This window comes from Acinetobacter sp. IRS14 (assembly GCF_034650275.1).
Lineage (GTDB): Bacteria > Pseudomonadota > Gammaproteobacteria > Pseudomonadales > Moraxellaceae > Acinetobacter > Acinetobacter oleivorans.
Window position 1 is genome coordinate 1 of record NZ_JAOVFN010000007.1, and the last position, 23,141, is coordinate 23,141.

At 39.1% G+C, this 23,141-nt stretch carries 21 protein-coding genes, 2 tRNA genes, 1 other RNA gene and 1 pseudogene; 12 read left to right on the top strand and 13 right to left on the bottom strand.

Annotation, left to right across the window (positions count from 1 at the left end; translation table 11 throughout):
• The 5 genes and pseudogenes from ODQ17_RS08565 to ODQ17_RS08585 form a co-directional block, all read right to left on the bottom strand.
• Positions 1-67 (bottom strand): annotated as a pseudogene (locus tag ODQ17_RS08565) (GTP-binding protein); the annotation flags it as partial.
• Between the two features lie 94 nt (positions 68-161).
• A complete protein-coding gene (fusA, locus tag ODQ17_RS08570) occupies positions 162-2,300 on the bottom strand; it encodes an elongation factor G (RefSeq protein ID WP_004794161.1) in 2,139 nt (712 codons plus the stop codon).
• Between the two features lie 177 nt (positions 2,301-2,477).
• Entirely contained in the window at positions 2,478-2,948 is a 471-nt protein-coding gene (rpsG, locus tag ODQ17_RS08575) for a 30S ribosomal protein S7 (RefSeq protein ID WP_004638185.1), read from the bottom strand.
• Positions 2,949-3,108: 160 nt separating this feature from the next.
• Positions 3,109-3,483: a 30S ribosomal protein S12 gene (gene rpsL / locus ODQ17_RS08580; RefSeq protein ID WP_002050319.1), complete on the bottom strand. Its 375-nt coding sequence runs from the start codon at positions 3,481-3,483 to the stop codon at positions 3,109-3,111.
• Between the two features lie 200 nt (positions 3,484-3,683).
• The gene (locus tag ODQ17_RS08585; RefSeq protein WP_205668953.1) at positions 3,684-5,003 is read right to left on the bottom strand and encodes an EcsC family protein; all 1,320 of its coding nucleotides are present in this window, start codon (positions 5,001-5,003) and stop codon (positions 3,684-3,686) included.
• A 300-nt stretch (positions 5,004-5,303) separates the two neighbouring features.
• Between ODQ17_RS08585 and ODQ17_RS08590 the strand changes: the two genes are divergently transcribed.
• The 5 genes from ODQ17_RS08590 to ODQ17_RS08610 all read left to right on the top strand — a co-directional run bounded on the left by ODQ17_RS08590 (position 5,304) and on the right by ODQ17_RS08610 (position 10,760).
• Positions 5,304-6,533 carry a beta-ketoacyl synthase N-terminal-like domain-containing protein gene (locus ODQ17_RS08590; protein WP_004641618.1) on the top strand — a complete coding sequence of 410 codons (1,230 nt, stop codon included), beginning with the start codon at positions 5,304-5,306 and terminating at the stop codon, positions 6,531-6,533.
• An 18-nt stretch (positions 6,534-6,551) separates the two neighbouring features.
• On the top strand, positions 6,552-7,004 hold the full coding sequence (locus ODQ17_RS08595; RefSeq protein WP_322902952.1) for a CopD family protein: 453 nt from the start codon (positions 6,552-6,554) through the stop codon (positions 7,002-7,004).
• A gap of 163 nt (positions 7,005-7,167) precedes the next feature.
• Positions 7,168-7,728: a hypothetical protein gene (locus ODQ17_RS08600; RefSeq protein WP_049838149.1), complete on the top strand. Its 561-nt coding sequence runs from the start codon at positions 7,168-7,170 to the stop codon at positions 7,726-7,728.
• 385 nt (positions 7,729-8,113) lie between these two features.
• On the top strand, positions 8,114-9,739 hold the full coding sequence (locus ODQ17_RS08605; protein WP_013198780.1) for an NAD+ synthase: 1,626 nt from the start codon (positions 8,114-8,116) through the stop codon (positions 9,737-9,739).
• Positions 9,732-10,760, top strand: coding sequence for a hypothetical protein (locus ODQ17_RS08610; RefSeq protein WP_267531492.1), 1,029 nt, complete (start codon positions 9,732-9,734; stop codon positions 10,758-10,760). The genes ODQ17_RS08605 and ODQ17_RS08610 overlap by 8 nt, the downstream gene beginning before the upstream one ends.
• A 43-nt stretch (positions 10,761-10,803) precedes the next feature.
• Here the strand turns inward: ODQ17_RS08610 and ODQ17_RS08615 are convergent.
• The 4 genes from ODQ17_RS08615 to coaD form a co-directional block, all read right to left on the bottom strand.
• A tRNA-Met gene (locus ODQ17_RS08615) sits at positions 10,804-10,880 on the bottom strand.
• Positions 10,881-10,943: 63 nt separating this feature from the next.
• Positions 10,944-11,299: RNase P RNA component class A (gene rnpB / locus ODQ17_RS08620), an RNA gene on the bottom strand.
• 27 nt (positions 11,300-11,326) lie between these two features.
• Entirely contained in the window at positions 11,327-11,590 is a 264-nt protein-coding gene (locus tag ODQ17_RS08625; RefSeq protein ID WP_004794186.1) for a YfhL family 4Fe-4S dicluster ferredoxin, read from the bottom strand.
• 1 nt (position 11,591) lies between these two features.
• Positions 11,592-12,083: a pantetheine-phosphate adenylyltransferase gene (gene coaD, locus ODQ17_RS08630; protein ID WP_005303096.1), complete on the bottom strand. Its 492-nt coding sequence runs from the start codon at positions 12,081-12,083 to the stop codon at positions 11,592-11,594.
• Between the two features lie 134 nt (positions 12,084-12,217).
• Between coaD and smpB the strand changes: the two genes are divergently transcribed.
• Positions 12,218-12,694, top strand: coding sequence for an SsrA-binding protein SmpB (smpB, locus tag ODQ17_RS08635; RefSeq protein ID WP_004641603.1), 477 nt, complete (start codon positions 12,218-12,220; stop codon positions 12,692-12,694).
• 47 nt (positions 12,695-12,741) lie between these two features.
• On the opposite strand, the gene ODQ17_RS08640 is transcribed toward smpB, so the two are convergent.
• The 3 genes from ODQ17_RS08640 to rluD all read right to left on the bottom strand — a co-directional run bounded on the left by ODQ17_RS08640 (position 12,742) and on the right by rluD (position 15,286).
• Positions 12,742-13,293, bottom strand: a complete 552-nt coding sequence (locus ODQ17_RS08640) for a flavodoxin family protein (protein ID WP_322902957.1) — start codon at positions 13,291-13,293, stop codon at positions 12,742-12,744.
• A 192-nt stretch (positions 13,294-13,485) separates the two neighbouring features.
• Entirely contained in the window at positions 13,486-14,223 is a 738-nt protein-coding gene (gene pgeF / locus ODQ17_RS08645; RefSeq protein ID WP_322902959.1) for a peptidoglycan editing factor PgeF, read from the bottom strand.
• A 10-nt stretch (positions 14,224-14,233) separates the two neighbouring features.
• Positions 14,234-15,286 carry a 23S rRNA pseudouridine(1911/1915/1917) synthase RluD gene (gene rluD, locus ODQ17_RS08650; protein WP_005303089.1) on the bottom strand — a complete coding sequence of 351 codons (1,053 nt, stop codon included), beginning with the start codon at positions 15,284-15,286 and terminating at the stop codon, positions 14,234-14,236.
• A gap of 71 nt (positions 15,287-15,357) precedes the next feature.
• Between rluD and ODQ17_RS08655 the strand changes: the two genes are divergently transcribed.
• Both ODQ17_RS08655 and ODQ17_RS08660 read left to right on the top strand, forming a co-directional pair.
• Positions 15,358-16,521 (top strand): outer membrane protein assembly factor BamD, encoded by a 1,164-nt coding sequence (locus ODQ17_RS08655; protein WP_322902962.1) that lies wholly within the window; start codon positions 15,358-15,360, stop codon positions 16,519-16,521.
• A gap of 157 nt (positions 16,522-16,678) precedes the next feature.
• On the top strand, positions 16,679-18,553 hold the full coding sequence (locus ODQ17_RS08660; protein WP_322902964.1) for a DNA primase: 1,875 nt from the start codon (positions 16,679-16,681) through the stop codon (positions 18,551-18,553).
• On the opposite strand, the gene hemA is transcribed toward ODQ17_RS08660, so the two are convergent.
• A complete protein-coding gene (hemA, locus tag ODQ17_RS08665; RefSeq protein ID WP_004794195.1) occupies positions 18,550-19,833 on the bottom strand; it encodes a glutamyl-tRNA reductase in 1,284 nt (427 codons plus the stop codon). The genes ODQ17_RS08660 and hemA overlap by 4 nt on opposite strands.
• 88 nt (positions 19,834-19,921) lie before the next feature.
• Between hemA and ODQ17_RS08670 the strand changes: the two genes are divergently transcribed.
• From ODQ17_RS08670 to ODQ17_RS08685, 4 genes are all read left to right on the top strand, one after another.
• Positions 19,922-21,631: a tetratricopeptide repeat protein gene (locus ODQ17_RS08670; protein WP_004794196.1), complete on the top strand. Its 1,710-nt coding sequence runs from the start codon at positions 19,922-19,924 to the stop codon at positions 21,629-21,631.
• A 4-nt stretch (positions 21,632-21,635) separates the two neighbouring features.
• Positions 21,636-22,214 (top strand): lipoprotein insertase outer membrane protein LolB, encoded by a 579-nt coding sequence (lolB, locus tag ODQ17_RS08675; protein WP_322902966.1) that lies wholly within the window; start codon positions 21,636-21,638, stop codon positions 22,212-22,214.
• Positions 22,215-22,232: 18 nt separating this feature from the next.
• Positions 22,233-23,066: a 4-(cytidine 5'-diphospho)-2-C-methyl-D-erythritol kinase gene (ispE, locus tag ODQ17_RS08680; protein ID WP_322902968.1), complete on the top strand. Its 834-nt coding sequence runs from the start codon at positions 22,233-22,235 to the stop codon at positions 23,064-23,066.
• Positions 23,065-23,139, top strand: a tRNA-Gln gene (locus ODQ17_RS08685). The genes ispE and ODQ17_RS08685 overlap by 2 nt, the downstream gene beginning before the upstream one ends.
• Positions 23,140-23,141: the final 2 nt, after the last annotated feature.

Consider the following 23,141-nt stretch of genomic DNA (forward strand, 5'->3'; position numbering starts at 1 on the left):
GGTCAACGTGACCAATTGTGCCCACGTTTACGTGTGGCTTATTACGTTCAAACTTGGCTTTAGCCATGATGATCTTCCTTTATAAACTGCTCATGCAGGGTCACTGCACGAGCGCTTGGTTTTTAACTAAGAATTAGTTTGGGCTTATAGTAATCGAAAGATTACTCGTCGTCACCTTTTTTACCGCCAGTCTGGAACTTAGCGATGATGCCTTCAGCCACGTTACGTGGAGTTTCAGCGTATTTAGCGAATTCCATAGAATAAGTCGCACGACCTTGAGACATAGAACGCATTTGAGTCGCGTAACCAAACATCTCTGCCAATGGAACTTCTGCTTTAATTGCTTTAGTTCCACCAGGAAGATCATCCATACCTTGAACCATACCACGACGACGGTTTAAGTCACCCATGATATCGCCCATGTAGTCTTCTGGAGTTTCTACTTCAACTTTCATGATTGGTTCAAGAAGGATAGGATCAGCTTTCATGAAACCGTCACGGAAAGCATATGAACCAGCCATTTTGAACGACAATTCATCAGAGTCGACATCATGGTAAGAACCATCGAATAATGTCGCTTTGATACCCACAACAGGGTAACCAGCCAATACACCATTCTTCATACGTTCTTGAATACCTTTGTCAACCGCACCAAAGAATTCTTTAGGTACTGTACCGCCGACAACTTCTTCAGCGAATTGGTATTCTTTACCAGCTTCTTCAACATCCATAGGCTCTAAACGAACATATACATGACCGAATTTACCTTTACCACCTGTTTGACGAACAAATTTACCTTCTTGTTCAACAGACTTTTTGATCGTTTCACGGTAAGCAACCATTGGTTTACCAATGTTCGCTTCAACACCGAATTCACGCTTCATACGGTCAACGATGATGTCAAGGTGAAGCTCACCCATACCAGCAATAATTGTTTGACCAGATTCTTCGTCTGTACGAACGCGGAACGATGGATCTTCTTTAGCCAAACGACCTAAAGCAATTGACATTTTTTCTTGGTCAGCTTTAGTTTTTGGTTCAACAGCCAATGAAATTACTGGCTCTGGGAATTCCATACGCTCAAGTGTAATGATGTTTTTCTCATCACATAATGTATCACCAGTAGTAACGTCTTTAAGACCTACACACGCTGCGATATCACCTGCACGGATTTCATCAAGATCTTGACGTTCGTTCGCATGCATTTGCACGATACGACCGATACGTTCACGCTTAGATTTAACTGGGTTATAAACCGGATCACCTTGTTTAAGAACACCAGAGTAAACACGTACGAATGTTAAGTTACCTACGAATTTGTCGTTCATGATTTTGAACGCTAACGCAGAGAACGGAGCTTCGTCAGATGCTTCACGAGACGCTTTAGTTTCGTCTTTGTCGTCAAGGATACCTTCGATCGCTTTAACTTCTGTAGGTGATGGTAAGAATTCAATTACAGCATCCAACATACGTTGAACACCTTTGTTTTTGAACGCTGAACCACAAAGCATTACTTGAATTTCAGAAGCTAATGTACGAGCACGTAAACCTGCAATGATCTCTTCTTTAGAAAGATCACCTTCTTCAAGGTACTTGTCCATTAATTCTTCAGAAGCTTCAGCCGCAGCTTCAACCATTTTGGTACGCCATTCGTTAGACGTATCAACAAGGTCAGCTGGGATGTCAGCATATTCAAACTTCATACCTTGAGATGCTTCATCCCAGATAATCGCTTTCATTTCGATAAGGTCAACAACACCTGCAAACGTATCTTCTGCACCGATTGGCACAACGATAGGTACAGGATTACCACCTAAACGAGTTTTAACTTGCTCAACAGCACGGAAGAAGTTTGCACCAGTACGGTCCATCTTGTTCACGAATGCTAAACGAGGCACTTTATATTTGTTTGCTTGACGCCATACAGTTTCAGACTGAGGTTGTACGCCACCAACTGCACAGTAAACCATGCACGCACCGTCAAGAACACGCATAGAACGTTCAACTTCGATTGTGAAGTCTACGTGTCCCGGGGTGTCAATTACGTTGATACGGTGTTGTTCGAATTGGTTACCCATACCAGACCAGAAACAAGTTGTAGCAGCAGAGGTAATTGTAATACCACGCTCTTGCTCTTGTTCCATCCAGTCCATTGTTGCTGCACCATCGTGTACTTCACCAATTTTGTGAGATACACCTGTGTAGAACAAAATACGTTCTGTTGTAGTTGTTTTACCTGCGTCGATGTGCGCAGAAATACCGATGTTACGGTAATTACTAATTGGGGTTTGGCGAGCCATGATGTCTACATTCCTAAATGTTATATTTAAAACAGGACGCATCAATTAAATTGATGCGCACAAATATCCAAGCAGGCAACTTAAATACCCGCAAAGCTCCCACTTTGATAAAGAGCAATGTTGAATCGAGCTGCGGTACGCATGAATATTCTCCTGATTAGGGACTGTTTTATCCGCTTAGAAACGGTAGTGAGAGAAGGCTTTGTTGGCTTCAGCCATACGATGCACGTCTTCACGTTTTTTGATCGCTGCACCTTTACCTTCAGCTGCATCAAGCAACTCACCAGCAAGACGTAAAGCCATCGTTTTTTCAGAACGCTTAGCAGCAGCATCTACTAACCAACGCATTGCTAAGGCAGTACGACGGGATGGGCGTACTTCCATAGGTACTTGATAAGTAGCACCACCAACACGGCGTGCTTTTACTTCAACCATAGGACGAACTTTTTCAAGAGTAGTCTCGAAAAATTCAACTGGGTCTACTTTGTTTTTTTCTTGAACACGTTCTAAAGCACCGTAAACGATACCTTCAGCAACAGATTTTTTACCATCTTGCATTACGTGGTTCATGAATTTAGCGATTGTTTGGCTGCTAAATTTTGGATCTGGAAGGATCTCACGAGCAGCGACTACGCGACGTCTTGGCATTTTAATACACCTAATAATATGACACTTCAGGATAATCCAGCAGTTTGTACAAGTGTCATGTACACGACGCTGGCCTTACTATACGTCGCTTGAATTACAAATCTATGAAGAATTCAAACAAGCGAAACGCTAAAGGGCTTATTGGACTAGTTTCCTAGAATTACTTCTTAGGACGCTTAGTACCGTATTTAGAACGTGATTGATTACGATCTTTAACACCAGCACAGTCTAATGAACCACGAACGGTATGGTAACGTACACCTGGTAAGTCTTTAACACGACCACCACGGATAAGAACAACACTGTGCTCTTGTAGGTTATGACCTTCACCACCGATGTAGCTAGATACTTCAAAACCTGAAGTTAAGCGAACACGGCAAACCTTACGCATAGCTGAGTTAGGTTTTTTAGGTGTAGTTGTATAAACACGTGTACAAACACCACGACGTTGTGGACAAGCCTTCAACGCAGGAACTTTGGATTTTTCAACCAAAGTCGTACGACCCTTACGGATCAACTGATTCGTTGTTGCCATATGGCAATTCTCCCGTTATTAAAAAACCTTAAAAAGAAAATACCTCTTTTTAAGGGCACATAATTGTAAGCTAAGATGCAAAAATGGTCAACACGGCAATACTTACCAAATGTTGACCATATCAATCTTTGACAGGATAACTTACAAATCTAAATAGAGTTTAAATCTTATTTTTAAACCTCTTATTTGTAAGCGTATTGTTAAGAGTATTTTTTATCATTCAACTCTTCTTCATCTTCCTCAGGAGTTAAAGCAGGTTTTTGCTCAGTATGCTCATGTTCCTCAACATGTTTATCAGCAAGTTGCTCGATACCTTGATGAACATTTTCCTGAATTTTTTCTTCACTCTTTTTACTTTCTGTAGGCTTTAAGACAATAGATACTTTTGAAATGACATCATGGTTTTCTACTTTATGATGATGTGCTGCATGAATATTGCCATCCTCACCCACATTTAAAAGACGAGGACTCGCCTTCTGGATGAGCGTAACCGCAGCATAATAGGCCTGTAGCGGAGATAAATGCTCACTTGGATGCTCATTTAAATAATGTCTTGCAGCACCAAAAATGGCTTGTGCTTTATGACCAACATCTTCTTGTAATTTCCAACTATATACGGCACTTAAAACAGCACCAGCAACTGGTGTAACTTTGCCAAATGCTGAAAGTTTAGGAATACGGTTTAACCACCCCCACTTAAACTCTCCATCTTCATCGACTAGCCAGTTCTTTAAAGTATCAAAATCAGTAGTTGAACCTAACACTTGCTGAAATTGATGAATATCTTGCGTTTCCAACATATTTCGTAATGTTTTTAAAGCTATCAATAAAGTTTGCTTTTCAGCAATTAGACTAATATCAACTTCCTTAAAGATAAACTCGACAACATCTTGGTCTGTAATTTCCAGAAGTTCAAAGCCATGTGATCTTCCTGTCTGATAAATCGTTCTTAAAACCAAGACAAGTGAAACAGGAATATCTACAGCGGCGCCAACTACACCCGACACGCCTGTAATTGCACCTTGTACAGTTGCAATTAATTTATTTTGCTCGATAAGCGCCTGACTTAAACGCTGAGAACGACCCGTATCTTTAGTGAGCTCAAATAAATCTTTAGCGCCCGCTTCTTCTAAGATTTTTTCAGTTAAGGTGCTTTTTGAACTAAAGTCATTCAGCCAATCAAATAAATAACCTGAGATTTTTTCATCCCAATCTGGGGAAAGAAATGTAGCTACACCATTTACTTTTGTAAAATGTCGCCCAAAGACCTGACGAGTTACTTTCGGCAATTGTTCTCGCAGCATTTGTTGAGGACTTTCATATTGCTCAACTTCAAATGGGCTTTTTGTTCTCGATTTTCCTTCAACCGTTTTACCAGTTGGAATTGGTTCAATTACCTTACTAACGTCACCTGATTGGTTCTGTTGCAAGATACTCAATCCTGTAGAACTGAGCTTTTTAGCCACTCCGAAGACCTGAGAAAACAAATTGTCAGATTGATTATTATTAAATTTTGTCATCAAGTACCTCGATTTTTTAATTTATCTAATTAGACATAAATACTAGGTGGAATGTGGATTTATCTCAACTTGAATGTGTGTATTTTAGTTAACCCTAAATGCAACATACTATGTATTTAGTTATTTTTTTTAAATGTAAAATTGACATAAAGATTTGCCATAAGAAATAAAAATCCTTTCTGCTATCATGTTAACAACGAAAAAACATGAGTCTTGTTTTCTTACAGCTATATTCTCCTATTCGTTTTCATAGCTGTTGATCACCATAGACTCTTAATATCACCATAAAGGGACCTGTAGATGAAACGTGTTGTAATCACTGGTATGGGTATTAACTCATGTATCGGTAACTCTTTAGAAGCAGTTACTCATTCACTTCAAAATGGAATCTCCGGGACACGTTTTAACCCAACTTATGCTGAACTCAATTTTAAAAGTCATGTGAGCGCTGCTGCAGAACAAGATTTTGATCATATTGACCGTAAGTTAAAACGCTTTATGGGCGTATGTGCAATGTACGCTTACAATGCTGCTGTAGCTGCTGTTGAACATGCAGGTCTTACTGCTGAGCAAATCGGTGGCAATCCACGTTACGGTATCGCAGGCGGTTCAGGTGGTGGTTCAACGGCATCTGTTGTTGAAATGACAGAGCTTTTAGAAACTAAAGGTGCACGTAAAGTAGGGCCTTTCTTCGTACCACGCAACATGTCAAACACTATTACTGCAAACGTAGGTGTTGCATTCAAACTGCAAGGTATTGCTCATACAATTACAAGTGCTTGCGCAACTTCTGCTGACGCAATTGGTTATGCGTACAACCTGATTCAACTCGGCAAACAAGACCTTATGCTTGCTGGTGGTGGTGAAGAAGATCATTGGTCTCAAAGTTTATTGTTTGATGCAATGGGTGCACTTTGCTCAAAATATAATGAAACTCCAGAAACAGCATCACGTCCATATTCGGCAGACCGTGATGGCTTTGTTATTGCTGGCGGTGGCGGTTTCGTAGTACTTGAATCACTTGAACACGCTCAAGCACGTGGTGCCAACATTTTAGCTGAAGTTGTTGGTTATGCTGCAAACAGCGATGGCGCAGACATGGTTGCTCCAAGCGGTGAAGGTGCTACACGTTGTGTGTTAATGGCACTTGAAGAAGCTAAGCAACATGGCGTAGACAAAATTGACTATGTAAATACACATGGTACATCTACTCCAGCTGGTGACATTACAGAACTTAAAGCAATGGAACGTGCATTTGGCGAAGGCAATGTACCTCCTCTTAGCTCAACTAAATCTATGACAGGTCATAGCTTAGGTGCAGCTGGTGTACAAGAAGCTATTTACTCTGTTCTAATGATGCAAAATGACTTTATTGCACCAAACATCAATGTAACTGAACTTGATGAAGGCGCAAAACCGTTTGATATCGTACTTGAAAAACGTGATGCAAAATTGAATACTGTAATGAGTAACAGTTTTGGCTTTGGCGGTGTGAACGCTTGCCTTATTTTCAAGAAGTGGGATGCATAATCCCACCTAGGATTATCGATGGATGCACCTTCTGATGCTTTTTTGTGGGTAAAAGCATTACATATTATTGCCGTGGTTTGTTGGTTCGCTGCTTTGTTCTACTTACCACGTCTATATGTTTATCATGCTATGAGTGAAGATGCTGTTAGTCATCAACGCTTTGAAGTAATGGAACGTAAGTTGTATCGTGGAATTATGTGGCCTTCTCTGATTGCCACATTAATTACTGCTCATTTCCTTGTGGATTGGGGCGATGCAACTCGACATTACCATCAGGCAACATGGTTTTACCTTAAAGTCGCTTTAGTGGCTTTGTTAGTCATCTACCATTTGGTATGTGGCTACTATCGTAAAAAACTCATTGGAAATGCTCACTATAAATCACATAAGTTCTGGCGCTTCTTTAATGAAATGCCGACCTTAATTTTATTTGCTGTTGTGATTTTAGTTGTCGTAAAGCCTCAGTTTTAACTGGGGCTTTTTCTTTTCTTATCCAAGATAATCTTTTATTCAGAGCAATAAGAAAACTAGATCCATTTAAAGCTTTATATTTTTAAAACAGAACGATAAAACTAATGAATAACCACACCTCTTTATTTCGCGATATCTAGCCTATAGTATGCTAAAGAAATAGATGAACTCATTTAATGGCAAAGCTATGCTACTTTTTAATGCCTTTAAACGCTTAATTCGCACACAATTTATTCTTCTTACGCTTTTTATTTTCCGTCACTTAAAAAACTACCCAATTAGGCATTTGACTGCTCAAGAAAAAGTATTAGCACAAATGGTCTTCGGCGACATGCTCAATTGTGAACAACCTAAAATTATTGCTACTCGCTACCTTCCTTGGCAGTCTTACGGTATTTTTATGGCTCCAAACGGAAATATTTATGTCAATCTTTCCGATTACAGTGAAAATTATGCTCTAGAATCTAAATTTATGCAGGGTATTTTTATTCACGAACTCACTCATGTCATGCAGTATCAAAAAGGCATTCATGTACTACTTAAAGGCGCCTTACTGCAATCGGCCTATTATCTGAGCTTTAAAAGTTACAACCCCTATAAATACACCTACTCTCCCCACAAGGCTTTTAGCTCTTATAACATTGAACAACAAGGTGAAATTGCCCGCGACATTTGCTCTGGTAAAATCCCAAATATTATCTGTTCACCTCAACTTCATTTGTAACTAAATAATCAATCCTTCTTTGAACGTAACATTTCTTGCTTCATGTAAATGAGAATTCTTATAAATCAGAAATACTTACCTAAGCTATAAAATCACTCTTATTTAATTCAAATTATTGAAAAAAATATAAGGCCCTTATTCCAAATTGGCTTGTGATAAGGCAGTATACAAACAATAAAAATAATGAAGCCTGTTTCTATTCTATACAGAAAATCTCGTTATTTTTACGCAGAAAATATGTGATTGGTATATATTATTGATCTTGACATTTTTGTTTACTATTTTAATTGTTTAATATCGTATCATACACATCGTTGAAAAATTATATTTATAAAAATCAACACTATGTGTATCTATATTCGTTATGATCTAGGATTAGGTTTGAATGAAAAGTTTTAAAGTTGCCCTTGCTCAGTTTTCTCCGCATATTGGCAATATTGACTCAAACACCAAAAAGATGATTGAGCAAGTAAATCAGGCGAAAAAACAAAACGCTGACCTGATTATTTTTCCCGAGCTTTCTGTTATTGGTTATCCAGCTGAAGACTTATTGCTACGTCCAAATTTAAATAAACGTATGCAAAAGGCTTTTGCTCAACTTGCCGAAGTTAAAGATATTGTCATGGTTTTCGGATTTGTGAACCAGACAGAAGATGGTCAACGTTATAATTCTGCTGCTGTCATGAAAGACGGTCAAGTTTTGGGTGTTTTTAACAAACACAATTTACCAAACTATGGCGTCTTTGATGAAAAACGTTATTTCCAAAAAGGACATCAGCATTTGGTGTTTGAATATCTTGGACATAAGTTTGGCGTATTGATTTGCGAAGATATCTGGTCAATTAATACCGTAAAACAGTTAAGCCAATTAAATGTTGATACAGTTCTTGTATTAAATGCATCACCATACGAAGTCGGTAAACCACAGCACCGTACACAAACCTTGAGTGAACTTGCAAAACAACTTCACCTCAACATTGTGTACGTTAACCAAGTGGGCGGCCAAGATGATTTAATTTTTGATGGCACAAGTTTTGTCAGCAATAAAGATGGTGGAATTGCTTTACAAGCACCAAGCTTTAAAGAAGACCTCTACATCGCTGAATTTGACCCAAAAAACAAAGCATTTAAAGTCACAGAATCAGCTCCTGCTTTAGAAACATTTGCAGAGATCTATCAAGGTTTAGTTCTAGCAACGCGTGACTATGTAGAGCGTTCAGGTTTCCCTGGTGTAATTTTAGGTTTATCTGGTGGTATTGATTCTGCCCTTACACTTGCTATTGCTGTTGATGCAATTGGTGCAGAAAAAGTACAAGCCGTAATGATGCCTTATACTTATACTTCTCAAATTAGTGTAGAAGATGCGGCTGAACAAGCTCGTCGTATGGGTGTAACTTTCGGTATTGCTGAAATACATTCAGTTGTAAATAGCTTTATGCAAACCTTGTATCCTTTCTTTGGCAACTCACCAGCAGATGCAACCGAAGAGAACTTACAAGCGCGCGCTCGCGGCACATTACTCATGGGCTTATCAAATAAATTTGGTAATTTAGTACTCGCTACTGGCAACAAATCTGAGCTTTCAGTTGGCTACTGTACACTTTACGGTGATATGGTTGGTGGCTTTGCAGTTCTAAAAGATGTTTATAAAACTATCGTATTTGAATTAGCAAAATACCGTAATAGCTTAAGTGAAACTCCTGTTATTCCTGAACGTGTTATTACTCGTCCACCTTCAGCAGAACTTCGCCCAGACCAAAAAGACCAAGACTCTTTACCAGCATATGATGTATTGGATGCTATCCTTTATGCATACATTGAAGAAGATTTAAGTCAGGCAGATATTATTGCCAAAGGTTTTGATAAAGAAGTAGTTGAAAAAGTTATCCGTTTAGTTGATCGTAATGAATATAAACGTCGTCAAGGCGCGATTGGGCCGAGAATTACTTCTCGTGCATTTAGTCGTGAACGACGTTATCCGATTGTCAACGGTTGGACAGCGAATGACTGAGCAGGAAAACTCATCAAAAACTACAGCACTTGCTCAAGCACTTTTGCTTGAGCAGGTGGAATTTTTCAAAAAACAATTATCTATAGAAAACTCACCTATTTATTTCCAGCAGTTCATTCAACTGTTTATGCAACATGCTGACGAAATAAAACTTCATGAAGTTGTTGATTTAGAGCAACTACAAGCCGTTGTGAAACGTTATGCTTTTGAAATGCAGCTAGGTGCTGGTTTACTTGAGTTTATTGGTGAAATTGCGCAGCGTATTTATCTATCTGCCATGAAGTCTCCAATTCAGCTACAAGATTTGGTATCTGACCACCAATTTGAAATGTGGCTCTCCAAATTTTTAGAAATGGAACATATTCCTCTTTATCTCAATCAGTTTTTAAGAAGCAGTCCTTCTGTACAACAACTTTGCCAATATATTGCAACTTCAACCTTAGAACAAAAATTACCAAAATTTCTAAGCGCATCTAGAGTTGATGACTATCACTTTGAATGGCAACACAAACTCAAAAAATTCTCCTTTCTACAGCAACAACGTCTTGAGCATAAACTTGAAACTTGGATTGCCAGCTTTATTCATGAGCAACTCACAGAATTAAGTCTTTTATCGAGTGAAGATTTAGAAAGCCTTGTGCGTCATGTATGGGAAGATATTAGACATAAAAAAATGTATGAGTTTATGAAGCAGCTCACTCCTCTCGATGTTGAAGAGTTTTTTGTTTTAATTTACGAATACTGGAAAGAATTACGCCAATCGCAATTTATGCAAGATCTGATTTTGTATGGTGTCGAAGTTTTTTATGAATTTTATAAAGACCAGAGTTTATTTGAAGTATTAAGTGAGATTGGTTTAACCGAAAGCGACTTACAAACTGAAGCTTTACGTTTTTATCCGAAGGTTATGAATGCCTTTAATGAACACGGTATTTTAGAACCATTATTACAAGCGCTTTTAGCTCCTTTTTATCAAAGCTCAAAAACACTCGATACGATTGAAAAACATTTTAATATGTAAAAAGCAGATAAAAAGAAACCATGCATGAGCATGGTTTTTAAAATGGTGGCTATGACGAGACTTGAACTTGTGACCCCCGCATTATGAGTGCGGTGCTCTAACCAACTGAGCTACATAGCCGAAAACTGTGCGCGCATTATCTTAGTTTCTTTAATGCACGTCAAGAAAAATTTTAAATAAATTAGGTGAAGTGAGCCTATAAGCCGGGTTCTGTCGAGGATGGTCATTCCTCTAGGCGTACAATCACTCATACGCTCAAGCGACCTACCCGAATCCAGTACGGGCCGTACCTCAGGATTCCTATTTGGTCTTGCTTCTGGTGGGGTTTACCATGCCGTGAACTGTTACCAGACACGCGGTGCGCTCTTACCGCACCCTTTCACCCTTACCTCACGAATGAGGCGGTCTACTCTCTGCTGCACTTTCCGTCGGCTTTCACCGCCCAGGCGTTACCTGGCACCTTGCCCTATGAAGCCCGGACTTTCCTCCCCTGCTTCAGTCACGAAGACCTCCACAGCAGCGACCATCCAGCTCACCTCAGGGGCGCATATTAACAAATTTATTTACTAATTGCTCGTGCTTTTTTGAGCAATTAATTTTTTATATTTGTCGAAGAGCTGTTCTTCTGTTTCCTCATGCTGTGGATCTTTAGGAATACAATCTACAGGACAAAACAACTGACATTGCGGTTGGTCATGATGACCAACGCACTCAGTACACAAATCTGGATGAATTTCATAAATCACCTCACCCATAAAAATTGCTTCATTCGGGCAAACTGGTTCACAAACATCACAGTTTATGCATTCATCGGTGATATATAACGACACTTTACCAACCTTGTTGATGTTTACGTTCAAAGGCTTCAACCACAGCTTGCGGAACAAACTTGGTTACATCCCCTTTTAAACGAGCAATTTCCCGAATCAATGTCGAAGAAATAAATGAATACTGCTCAGATGGTGTTAAAAACACCGCTTCAAAATGTGGATCAAGTTGACGGTTCATATTAGCCAATTGAAATTCATATTCAAAATCAGAAACCGCTCTTAAACCACGAAGTACTGCTGTTGCCTTTTGCTCTCTGAAAAAATTGACCAGTAAACCATCAAAGCCAACAAATTCAACATTTGAGAGGTGGCTTAGTGATCTTTGGGCCAGTTCAACTCTTTCTTCTAGACTGAACAAAGGGTTTTTATGATGTCCAATTGCAATTGCTACTACAACCTCATCAAACATTCTTGATGCTCTAGTAACTAAATCAACGTGTCCATTCGTGATGGGGTCAAATGTTCCAGGATAAATTACACGCGTTTTAGACATCCGCTAGTACTCTAATTATATTGTGAACCTATTTTAGCAAAAGTTATACATGAGGCGAAATATTCATGTGCAGGAAAAACTTCACCTTAGCATCAGTTTACGGCACAATAGGCATAATTGTGGAAGTTTGAATTATGGCGAAAGCAACAGTAGTAAAGAAACATAATGGCGGAACAATCGCACAAAATAAGCGTGCCCGTCATGATTATTTTATCGAAGAAAAATTTGAAGCAGGCATGTCACTTCAAGGTTGGGAAGTAAAATCCTTACGTGCTGGGCGTATGACTTTGACTGAAAGTTATGTCATTTTCAAAAATGGCGAAGCATTTTTACTTGGTTCACAAATTCAGCCTTTATTATCGGCTTCGACCCATGTTGTACCTGAGGCAACACGTACCCGTAAACTATTGCTCTCCCGACGTCAGCTTGAACACCTAATGGGTGCAGTTAACCAAAAAGGTTACTCATGCGTTCCTTTAGCGTGTTATTGGAAAGGTCATTTAGTCAAACTAGAGATTGCGCTTGTGAAGGGTAAACAGCTTCATGACAAACGTGCAACCGAAAAAGACCGTGACTGGCAACGTGATAAAGCTCGTATATTTCATAAGTAATAAAATAAAAGCCTCTTTTCAGAGGCTTTTTTATGTCGTGAATTTCATTAGTTTAATCTGTATAAAAGTCCAGCAATATATTCACCAAACCATTTAGCAGTATCTAAATCGCCTTGTGGAGGAGTAATTTCAACAGGCGCATTATCTGACTGTGTCATCAAACCTAAGCAACTCGATAATCGGTTTAAATCTTTTTCACTATGCCCTGTCGTCATTAAAGGTAAACCTGACCAAAGCATGCCATGTTGCATGGCAAAAATATTTAATTGTTGTAATACCGCGAGTTTATCGCCACTTAATCCACCCGAATTTGCAAAGCCAGCCGCAAGTTTGCCTTGCCACATACGTTCTTTCCAACGCTTAGAAGTACTGTCCATAAATTTTTTAAAATCGGCAGTCATACTTCCCATATAGGTAGGTGATCCGAAAATAATGCCTTGTGATGCATCAAGCGCATCCCAATCAATATGCTCAATATTCATTAAGTGTACTTTCACCCCCATCACCTCTGCACCAGCAGCAATAGCAGAGGCCACCTTGGCGGTATGACCATATGGACTGTGGTAGACAATTGAGAGATGTTTTTCAAGCAAAGACATAAGATTAAAATTTTGAGCGATTTTTTCTATTTTATCATTTTATTAACGCTTGCTAAACCTACATCTATAAATATGAAATAGAAGCGTTTCAATACAATTCACAATCGTAATATCTTTAAGCTAAATAGACACTCTCTTACTTTATTTAATGACTACAAAATAAGAGAGTGATTTTACGTACTTTTATAAAGCTTAGATAAAAACAAAGGTAGCCATACGCCCAGTCTTTGCATCACGACGATAAGAAAAATATTCATCGCTCTGTTGATATGAACATTGGTCTCCACCTAAAACCTGCTTCACACCTAGACTCTGCAAAATAAAACGTGCAATTGCATATAAATCTGCATGAAATTTATTTGGAGCAGCCCCCTCAACAAAAGCTGTTTCCAACTCAGGATATTTATCACAAAAAACTGCTTTTACTTCAGCCCCAATTTCAAAACAAGGTTGGCTAATCGCTGCTCCTAACCACGCCCAAGCTGGAGGGTTCTGCATAGCAGCAATTGTGTTTTCAACAATCCCACCAGCTAAACCACGCCAACCCGCATGTAAGTTTGCGACTTCGGTACCTTCAGCGTTACCTAACACGACAGGTAAGCAATCAGCCGTCATCATCATTAGAGCATGGCCTTTGGTTTGAGTGACCAAACCATCACCAATTAAAGCCTTAAAAGGAATTTGTTCATTTACTGTATGGCAAATCGTACTATGTGTTTGAGTCATCCATGTCATTTTTTTAACACCGAACTTAGCAAACTCATCCAGCAATATCATGCGATGTTGCTGAACACGTTGTGCTTCATCATTAACATGTAATGCCAGGTTAAAGCCAGACAGCTCATGTTGATCCGTTGCTAATGCTAAAGGATGTTGAACACGTGTCTGTCCTACATATACGCCTTGAGGTAAACCTTGAACAAATTCCATATACGCGTCCTTAATATGCAGCGTTTTCTGAACGTAACACATCCACTAAATGTGTAAAATCTTCAGGCCACGGCGCTTCAAATAGCATTTCTTCACCAGTACGAGGATGTTTTAAGCCCAATTTAGCTGCATGCAATGCTTGGCGCTTAAAACCACGCAAAGTATCAATGAGTAATTCAGACGCGCCTGCTGGTACACGTACACGGTTCATATAAATCTGATCACCGATCAGTCCATAGCCGATATAACTAAAATGCACACGAATCTGATGAGTTCGACCTGTTTCAAGACGAGCTTGTACACGAGTAAAATCTTTAAAGCGTTCTTTTACATTGTAATGGGTCACAGCATCACGCCCGCCCGGTAAAATCGCCATTTTCACACGGTCAACGGGATGACGTTTGATCGGTTCATCAATCGTACCACCAGCAATAATATTTCCATAAACAACTAGGTCATATACACGGTAAACCGATTTATTTGCTAACTGTTTACTTAAAGAAAATTGTGCTTCAAGGCTCTTAGCAACGACTAACAAACCGCTTGTATCTTTATCAATACGATGCACTAAACCTGCGCGAGAAAGTTCCGACAATTTTGGGAAATGATAAAGCAAGGCATTCACTAAAGTTCCAGAACTATTGCCTGCCCCTGGATGTACTACCATACCTACTGGTTTATTAATGACTAAAATGTCGTCATCTTCATAAACAATATTAAGTGGAATATTTTCAGGTTGGCTTGTGGTCTGTGCTTCGAGCTCAACTTCGAGTGTAAGCAACTCTGTCCCTTCACAACGGTGCTTAGGCTTGACAATGTTACCATTCACCAACAGATGGCCATCCTTCAACCATTGTTTAAGCTTTTCACGTGAAAACTCATTCCACACCAAGGCCGCAACCTGATCGATACGTTGTCCCAGATAGGTTTCATCTAACTGAACTTGCAACGATAAACGTGTTGCAGTTGTATCAGAAGTATGGTTATCTGCATCCTCAGAATCTTCAAGTAAATTGAAGTCGGTTTCAGATAAGTTTGTGTTTGAAGATTGTGCTGAAGTCATTTGATCATTGAGATAAAAGTGGTTTAATAGCGCAATTGTAGCTCATTGCCCAACATAACAGAGGAGTTTTTATGTCGCTACCACGTTATAAAATTACGATGCTTGCCTTATCTTTAGGTGTAGCGTCTGCATTTGTGGGCTGTAGCAGCAATCCAAGTAAAAAAGAAGTGGTCGATAGTGGCCCACAATCTAGTGAACAAGCTTACTTCGAAAAGGCCCAAAAGTCGCTTGACCGTGGTCAATATCTTGATGCGACCAAGTCTTTAGAAGCAATCGATACTTATTATCCGACTGGACAATACGCACAACAAGCACAACTTGAACTTCTATATTCAAAATTTAAACAAAAAGATTATGAAGGCGCGATTGCCTTAGCAGAACGTTTTATTCGTTTAAATCCTCAACACCCAAATGTAGATTATGCTTACTATGTTCGTGCTGTATCGAATATGGAGCAAAACTACGACAGTTTGATGCGCTATACATCTCTGCAACAATCTCATCGTGATGTGAGTTATTTAAAAGTTGCTTATCAGAACTTTGTTGATTTAATTCGTCGTTTCCCAAGTAGCCAATACTCTGTTGATGCTGCTCAGCGTATGAAGTTCATTGGGCAAGAACTTGCTGAAAATGAAATGACTGCTGCGCGTTTTAACGTTAAACGTAAAGCTTGGATCGCAGCTGCCGAACGTTCGCAATGGGTAATTGAACACTATCCACAAACTCCTCAAGTTCCAGAAGCATTAGCGACTTTGGCATATAGCTATAACCAATTAGGTGATAAAGCGACTTCACAACAATATATTGAAGTTTTAAAGCTTAATTACCCTAACTTGGTGAAAAAAGACGGCACAGTTAACATGCGTGCTGCTCGTAAAGAAGGTAACTGGATTAACCGTGCTACCTTAGGTATTTTTGGTCGTGAATCTACGGCTGCAACTCCAGAAAGCACAGCTGAAGCAGAAGCTCCAAAACGTGGTTTCCTCAATCGCGTAAGCTTTGGTTTAATTGGTAATTCAGATAAAGAAGAAACTGAAGAACCAGAAAAAACAACTGTTGAAGCTCCAAAGTCAGAACGTAGTTGGACAAATCGTTTAAGCTTCGGTTTATTAGATAAACCTGAGCCACAACCAGCAGAAAATACAACTGTTGCTCCAGCTGTTAGCTCTACAGATGTATCAACTGAGACTCAGTCAGATGATACAACGCAAGGTACTAGCGACGCTGCTCAATAAGTTACAAATTTTAAAAAGCACCAATAAACAGGCAAGTGATACCACTTGCCTGTTTGTTTTTATAAAATATTAAAATATTTATTGTGTAGATCTTGCCTCATCATGTCAGAATATTCTGACTCACTCTCTCATCAGTTTTAATACGGTTATCTGAATTATGGCAATTCCACAACATACGATTGATCAGATTTTAGATCGCACAGATATTGTCGATCTGATTGGTCAACGTGTGAAACTGAAAAAGACGGGACGTACATATTCCGGCTGTTGCCCTTTTCATCAAGAAAAAACTCCATCGTTCCATGTCTATCGCGACAAGCAGTATTATCACTGCTTTGGTTGTCAGGCTAACGGGAACGCGATCCGTTTTCTTATGGACATTGATAACCGAAATTTTATAGATGTCATGAAGGAGTTATCGAGTAGCACTGGAGTCGAACTACCGAAAGATAATACTGAAAATAAAAAGCTGTCTTATACCCGTCAGGTTACGAAACCACCAGTTGCTAAAGCAAATACGGCGGAGCCTGTAACTCCAACTCCACAACAACCAACTGATGAAAGCTATAACACGCTTGAACCTGTATTTTTTGATGACCCATTTGCTCAGTTTGAGCAGCCTTTTAGTTTTGATGAACCAGTTCAAGAAGGTAATTTATATGACTTACTGGAAAATGTTGCTCAGTTCTATGAGCACCAATTACCTAATAGTCAAAAGGCAAAAAACTACTTTAAACAACGTGGTTTAACTAATCAGACTATTCAGTTTTGGCGCTTGGGCTATGCACCAGAAGACTGGCAACACTTAGAAAAAGCTTTTCCTTATGACATTGACGGTTTAAAACAGCTTGGACTTATTCGTTCAAGCGATAGTGGCCGTGATTTTGACTTATTACGTGACCGTGTCATTTTCCCGATTCGAGACCCTAAAGGCCGCGTCGTTGGTTTTGGTGGACGCGCCTTAAATGATGAAATTAAACCCAAATACATCAACTCACCTGACTCAGAGGTCTTTCACAAGAATCAGCTACTTTACGGACTTTATGAAGGCAGAAAACTTAAGTCTAGCGACTGGTTGATGGTTGAAGGCTACATGGATGTCATTGCACTTCAGCAATATGGCATTACAGGGGCTGTCGCAACTTTAGGGACTGCAAGTAATACAGAACATCTTAATATTTTATTTAAACAAAATAGCCGAATTACCATTGCTTTTGACGGTGATGCTGCGGGTCAAAAAGCAGCACGCAGAACATTAGAAATTGCTTTACCACTTCTCAATGATGGCCGTGAACTCAAATTTTTCGTTCTACCAAATGACCACGATCCGGACTCTCTTATCCGTCGTGAAGGGCTTGAAAATTTCCAGAAACTATTACAACAGGCCCCTCTTTTGTCTGATTTTGTGTTTGCTCATTTAACAGGTCAACACGATATTAGTACTCCTGAAGGCAAAAGCTTGGTCATGGGTGAACTCAGAGAACTGACTGAACTATTACCCAAACAGGGCTCTTTCCGTTATTTACTTAATCAATCTTTCCGTGAAAAACTCGGATTAGGTAAACGTTTTACCCCACAAGTTAGTCACGATGCATCGTTATCATTTAATATTCAGACGAAAGATGAAGACTTTGCTGTCGCAATTTTGATGCACCATCCATTCCTTTATATTCATTTTGAAGGATTACGTGCCTATATTCTCCAAGATGAGTTATTGGCTAAAATATTAGCAACTTTAAACCGTATATTTGATGAGTTGCCTGATGACCAAGAGCTAGCGACTTATTATGTTTTAGGTGCATGCAGCAGTTATTGCCATGAAATTGCAGATATTATGCAAAGAACCAATATCCAGGCATTAACTCAAGCACCTGAAGTGGCTGACAAGCTAGCTCAAGAATATGCGTTAGGCTTAAAAGAAAGATATTTACGTCAAAAGCTTAAGTCACCGATCTCTCTGATTGAATCAAGAAATCTAAGGCAGCAACTCAATGAACTAACAAAACAAATTAGTTTAAGACTGTTGTCTTAATGTTTTGGCTTACGCTCATGATCAAAAACATCCTGTAAATGCTGTTGTAGCCATTCTAAATAATCAGGATTTTCTGCCTTAGCAGCTTCGCGTAGCAAAATAGATGTCGGATGCATAAGCTTTTGCGTCAAACGATGCGCGAATTGCTGTAATACTTGTTCAGCATTTTCACCATGATGCAAAGCCTCTAATGCGTGCGTAAGCTCTTGTTGACTAATTTCTTCACTATGTTGACGGTAAGCATGAATTGTGCTGCCAGCCTCTTTAACTTTTTGATGCGTAATAAGCTGGGTAGCTAACTGATTAACCATGACTTCTGCTTCAACAGCGGCCTGACGTCGTTGAGCAAGGTTTTCATCAATCACGCTTTGTAAATCATCAACACCATACAAATAGACCCCATCAAGCGCTTCAACTTTAGGATCTATATCACGAGGTACGGCTAAATCAACCATTAACATTTGTTGATAGCGACGTTTCTTTAATGCAGCCTTAACATCTGGATAAGCAATAACTTGATATAAGCTACCAGTACAGCTAGACACAACATCAGCACGATATAAGTTTTCAGCCAATGCTGAAAAATCAATAATTTCAACTTCAACTTGATGTGAAATTTCTTGAGCCAATTGGTCAGCACGCTCACGGCTACGATTACAAATAATAATTTTGGCAACACCCATTTCAGCCAAATGTTTAGCAACTAAACTATTCATTTCACCTGCTGCAACGACCATTACAGTAAGTTTTTCGGGCTTACTAAAGACCTGTAAAGCTAATTGAGCTACTGCATACCCCATCGAAACGGCATGACTTCCTACCGCAGTTTCGGACCGTACACGTTTAGCAGCATAAAAAGCATATTCAAAAACACTGTTTAATTCAGGAGAAACTGTTTGAGCTTCTTTAGACAATGCTAAAGCACTTTTAACCTGCCCTAAAATTTGCGGCTCCCCCAGCATGAGAGAGTCAAGACCACTCGCTACTCGCATTAAATGTGTAATAGCCTGCGTGTTCTCGTAACGATAAACATGATGAATTAAGTGCTGTACATCAATATTATTAGCATCGGCTAACCATTTCAGAAGGCTTTCGGCATTTTCTGCCATGGCATACACTTCTGTGCGGTTACACGTCGAAACGACCACCAAATCCTTTAAGTTCTGGTGATGGTTTTGTTCGGCAAGCAAACGACTTAATCGCTCTGCATTGAAAGCAATTTTTTCGCGGAGTTCGACAGAAGCTGTTTGATGGTTGACACCCAATGCAAAGAAAGACATATCAGATCATCATTTCGCTAAATTTATGCTATTGTGCAACATCGGTGTCATAAAAAGCATTACTTTGGATCAATAAAAATTGCGTCAAATGAATAGCCGTATTAATTTTAACGGTGCTTCGATAAGACAGTATTCTACCACATTCTTATTGTTAGGTAGCATGTCCTCGCATGTCTATGCACGTCCTGTGCAAGAGACCTATGCCGTGCATTCATTTGATCAGGCCTTAGAACAAACTATGGTCGCTGAATTTGCTCTGGCTTATGATGATATTCCTAACGCTTTGCACAATTACACAGTGCTCGCAATTAAAAGCAACTCTACCTCAATTAAACAACGAGCTTTAGACGTTGCTCTTGAATATAATGACTTACAAGCCGCTTTAAATATTGCTACACATTGGGTAGCTCAAGAGCCCAAAGATGTGCCGGCTTTATTCTATTTGTCACATATTGCTTTAAAAACACATGAATACCAGCTTGCCGCTGAAACATTAGATAAAATTTTAAAAATAGATCCGACTGCTGATTTAGAACAAATTTTAGCAAGCATTGCTCCAGAAAATGCTCAAGATCGGGATGTACTATTAACAGCTTTACGCTCTAGTGCTGAAAAAGATAACCCTTCTATTTTAGCACTCATCGCCAACTTAGAAGCCCAAAATGGCCAATTAGAATCAGCCCTAACCAACATAAACAAGGCATTACGCCGACGCCCTAAAGTGACGAGCTTTATTTTAATGAAAGCTAACCTACTCATTGCTCTGAGCGATCAAGAAGGTGCGCTTAAATGGTATGCGAAGTCCAGCCGTAAATATAAGAAAAATTTAGACATTCGTTTAGCTGAAATCCGCTATCTCATTCAAATTAATCAATCTCAACTCGCGTTAGAAAAGCTCGAAAACGTCATAGAAGCTAATCCTAAAGCTGAAGAAGCATTGTTTATTGCAGGCTTAACCAGTATCGATTTAAAGCAATATGACAAAGCTGAACAATATCTGGTTGATCTACGAAACTCTGCAAAATATCAAAATGAAGCTTATTACTATTTAGCCATTAATGCAGAACGTAAACAACATTATGAAACCGCAAAAGCCTACTATCGTTTAGTTGATGGTAGCTTATACGTCGTTTCCAGACGCAATCTAATTGCAATATATGATAAACAAGAAAATTTACATGATGCTTTACGGTTCCTCACTCAAGAACGCGTAAATTATCCCCAACATGCAAGTTTCTTATATCAAGCTCAAGCTGAAATCTTAAAGAAAATGGGCAATAAAAAAGCTGCATTAAATTTATTAGATGAAGCGATAAAGAATTTACCCGATGATCCGGAACTCATTTACGCAGAAGTTTTATTACTTGATCCGTATACTGACCGAGATAAACTCGACAAAACATTAAAGCAATTATTACAACTTGAGCCTAACAGTCCAACTTACCTCAATGCATATGCTTATACACTAGCCCTACAAAACCGTCGGCTAAAAGAAGCACGTCAATATGCAGAGCAAGCTTTAGAATATGCGCCGGAACAAGCCTCAATTCTTGATACGCTGGGCTATATTGCATTTTTGCAGAATGATTATGAAGCTGCGGCAGAGGCTTTAGGCAAAGCCTATGAACTTAGTCACAATATAAATATTGGCGTTCGCTATGCTAAAGCATTGTATATGCAAGGATCATTAACTCAATTTAGCGCTGTGTTACAACAACTGAAACAAAAACATGCCAATGATCCACAATTACAACAGCTTGATGCGTTAATTTTACCTACATCTGCAAAAAAGAGTTAAATATATGAGCAAATTTGCCCAACTGTGCACAGCGATCTGTGGATCAAGTGTATTATTTCTAACCGGTTGTCAGCATTTTACTCAACCAAAACCTGCGGTTACCCAGCAAGTTCAAGATGAAAAACACTTTAATTTACAAGGTAAAATCGGGGTTCGCACACCACAGCAAACTGGTAGTGCTTTTTTCACATGGGTTCAACAACAAGATAATTTTGATATTGAATTAAGCGGTATTTTAGGTGTAGGAAAAACCCAAATTCAGGGTAAACCGGGTGAAGTGAAGTTAAATAGTGCAAAAACTGGATTAATTACTGCTGCCTCTCCAGAAGAGCTTTTAGAGCGTGCAACGGGTTGGCAAGCACCAATTACTCATTTAACGAGTTGGATTTTGGCCAAACCTGCAACTTTAAGTGCTCAGATCAATAAAGATAATGAAAATCGCGTAAACCAACTCATTGAAGATGGCTGGACTGTTAATTTTAGCTATGATGGAGAACAAACTTTGCCAAACAAACTGGTTTTAAAGCAAGCTCTTGCTGAAGATAAAGAAAACCGTATTACAATGGTCATCCAAAACCGCTAAGTCTAATTATATAAATCTATGATTCGAGTTCCTTCTCCAGCTAAGCTCAACCTGTTTTTGCATATTACAGGCCGACGCGAAAATGGTTATCATGAGTTACAAACCATTTTTCAACTTATTGATTTATATGACTGGATGACATTTACACCGACTTTGGATGAACACATCGAAATTGATGGATTGAGTGAAGTCCGGCCTGAAGACAATCTGATTTATCGGGCTGCTCAAGTACTAAGACCGCATGCAAAAAAATTCTGCGGTCTAAACATCAAAATTGAAAAAAATATTCCAATGGGTGCAGGTCTAGGCGGAGGTTCATCCAATGCTGCCACAACCCTGATTGTGTTAAATCAATTATGGGAATGTGGACTAAATCAAGAACAACTTGCGGACTATGGCGTTAAGCTTGGTGCAGATGTTCCTATTTTTATTTATGGTAAAAATGCATGGGCTGAAGGTATTGGTGAACATTTATCATTCATAGACTTAGATCAAAAACAGTTCATTATTTTAAAACCTGATTGTTTTATCAGCACTCAATTGCTTTTTTCACAAAAAACATTGACAAGAGACTCTAAGACCACTAAATTTTGCGCCTATCAGTTAGAACCTTCTAATTTTGGAAATAACTTTGAGCCATTAGCTCGGCAGTTATACCCTGAAGTAGAAGAAGCAATGCGATATTTAGACCAGTTTGGTCAAGCAAAGCTTACAGGTACAGGTGCTTGTGTTTTTATTGAAGTAACGAATGAAATGAATATTGATGAAATTCTTAACCATTCACCTTGTAAATCTTACTTGGTAAATAGTTTAAAAGAATCTCCTCTTAATCATTTTAAGGTTACATGTTAGGGGCGTCGCCAAGTGGTAAGGCACCGGGTTTTGATCTCGGCATCCGTTGGTTCGAATCCAGCCGCCCCTGCCATC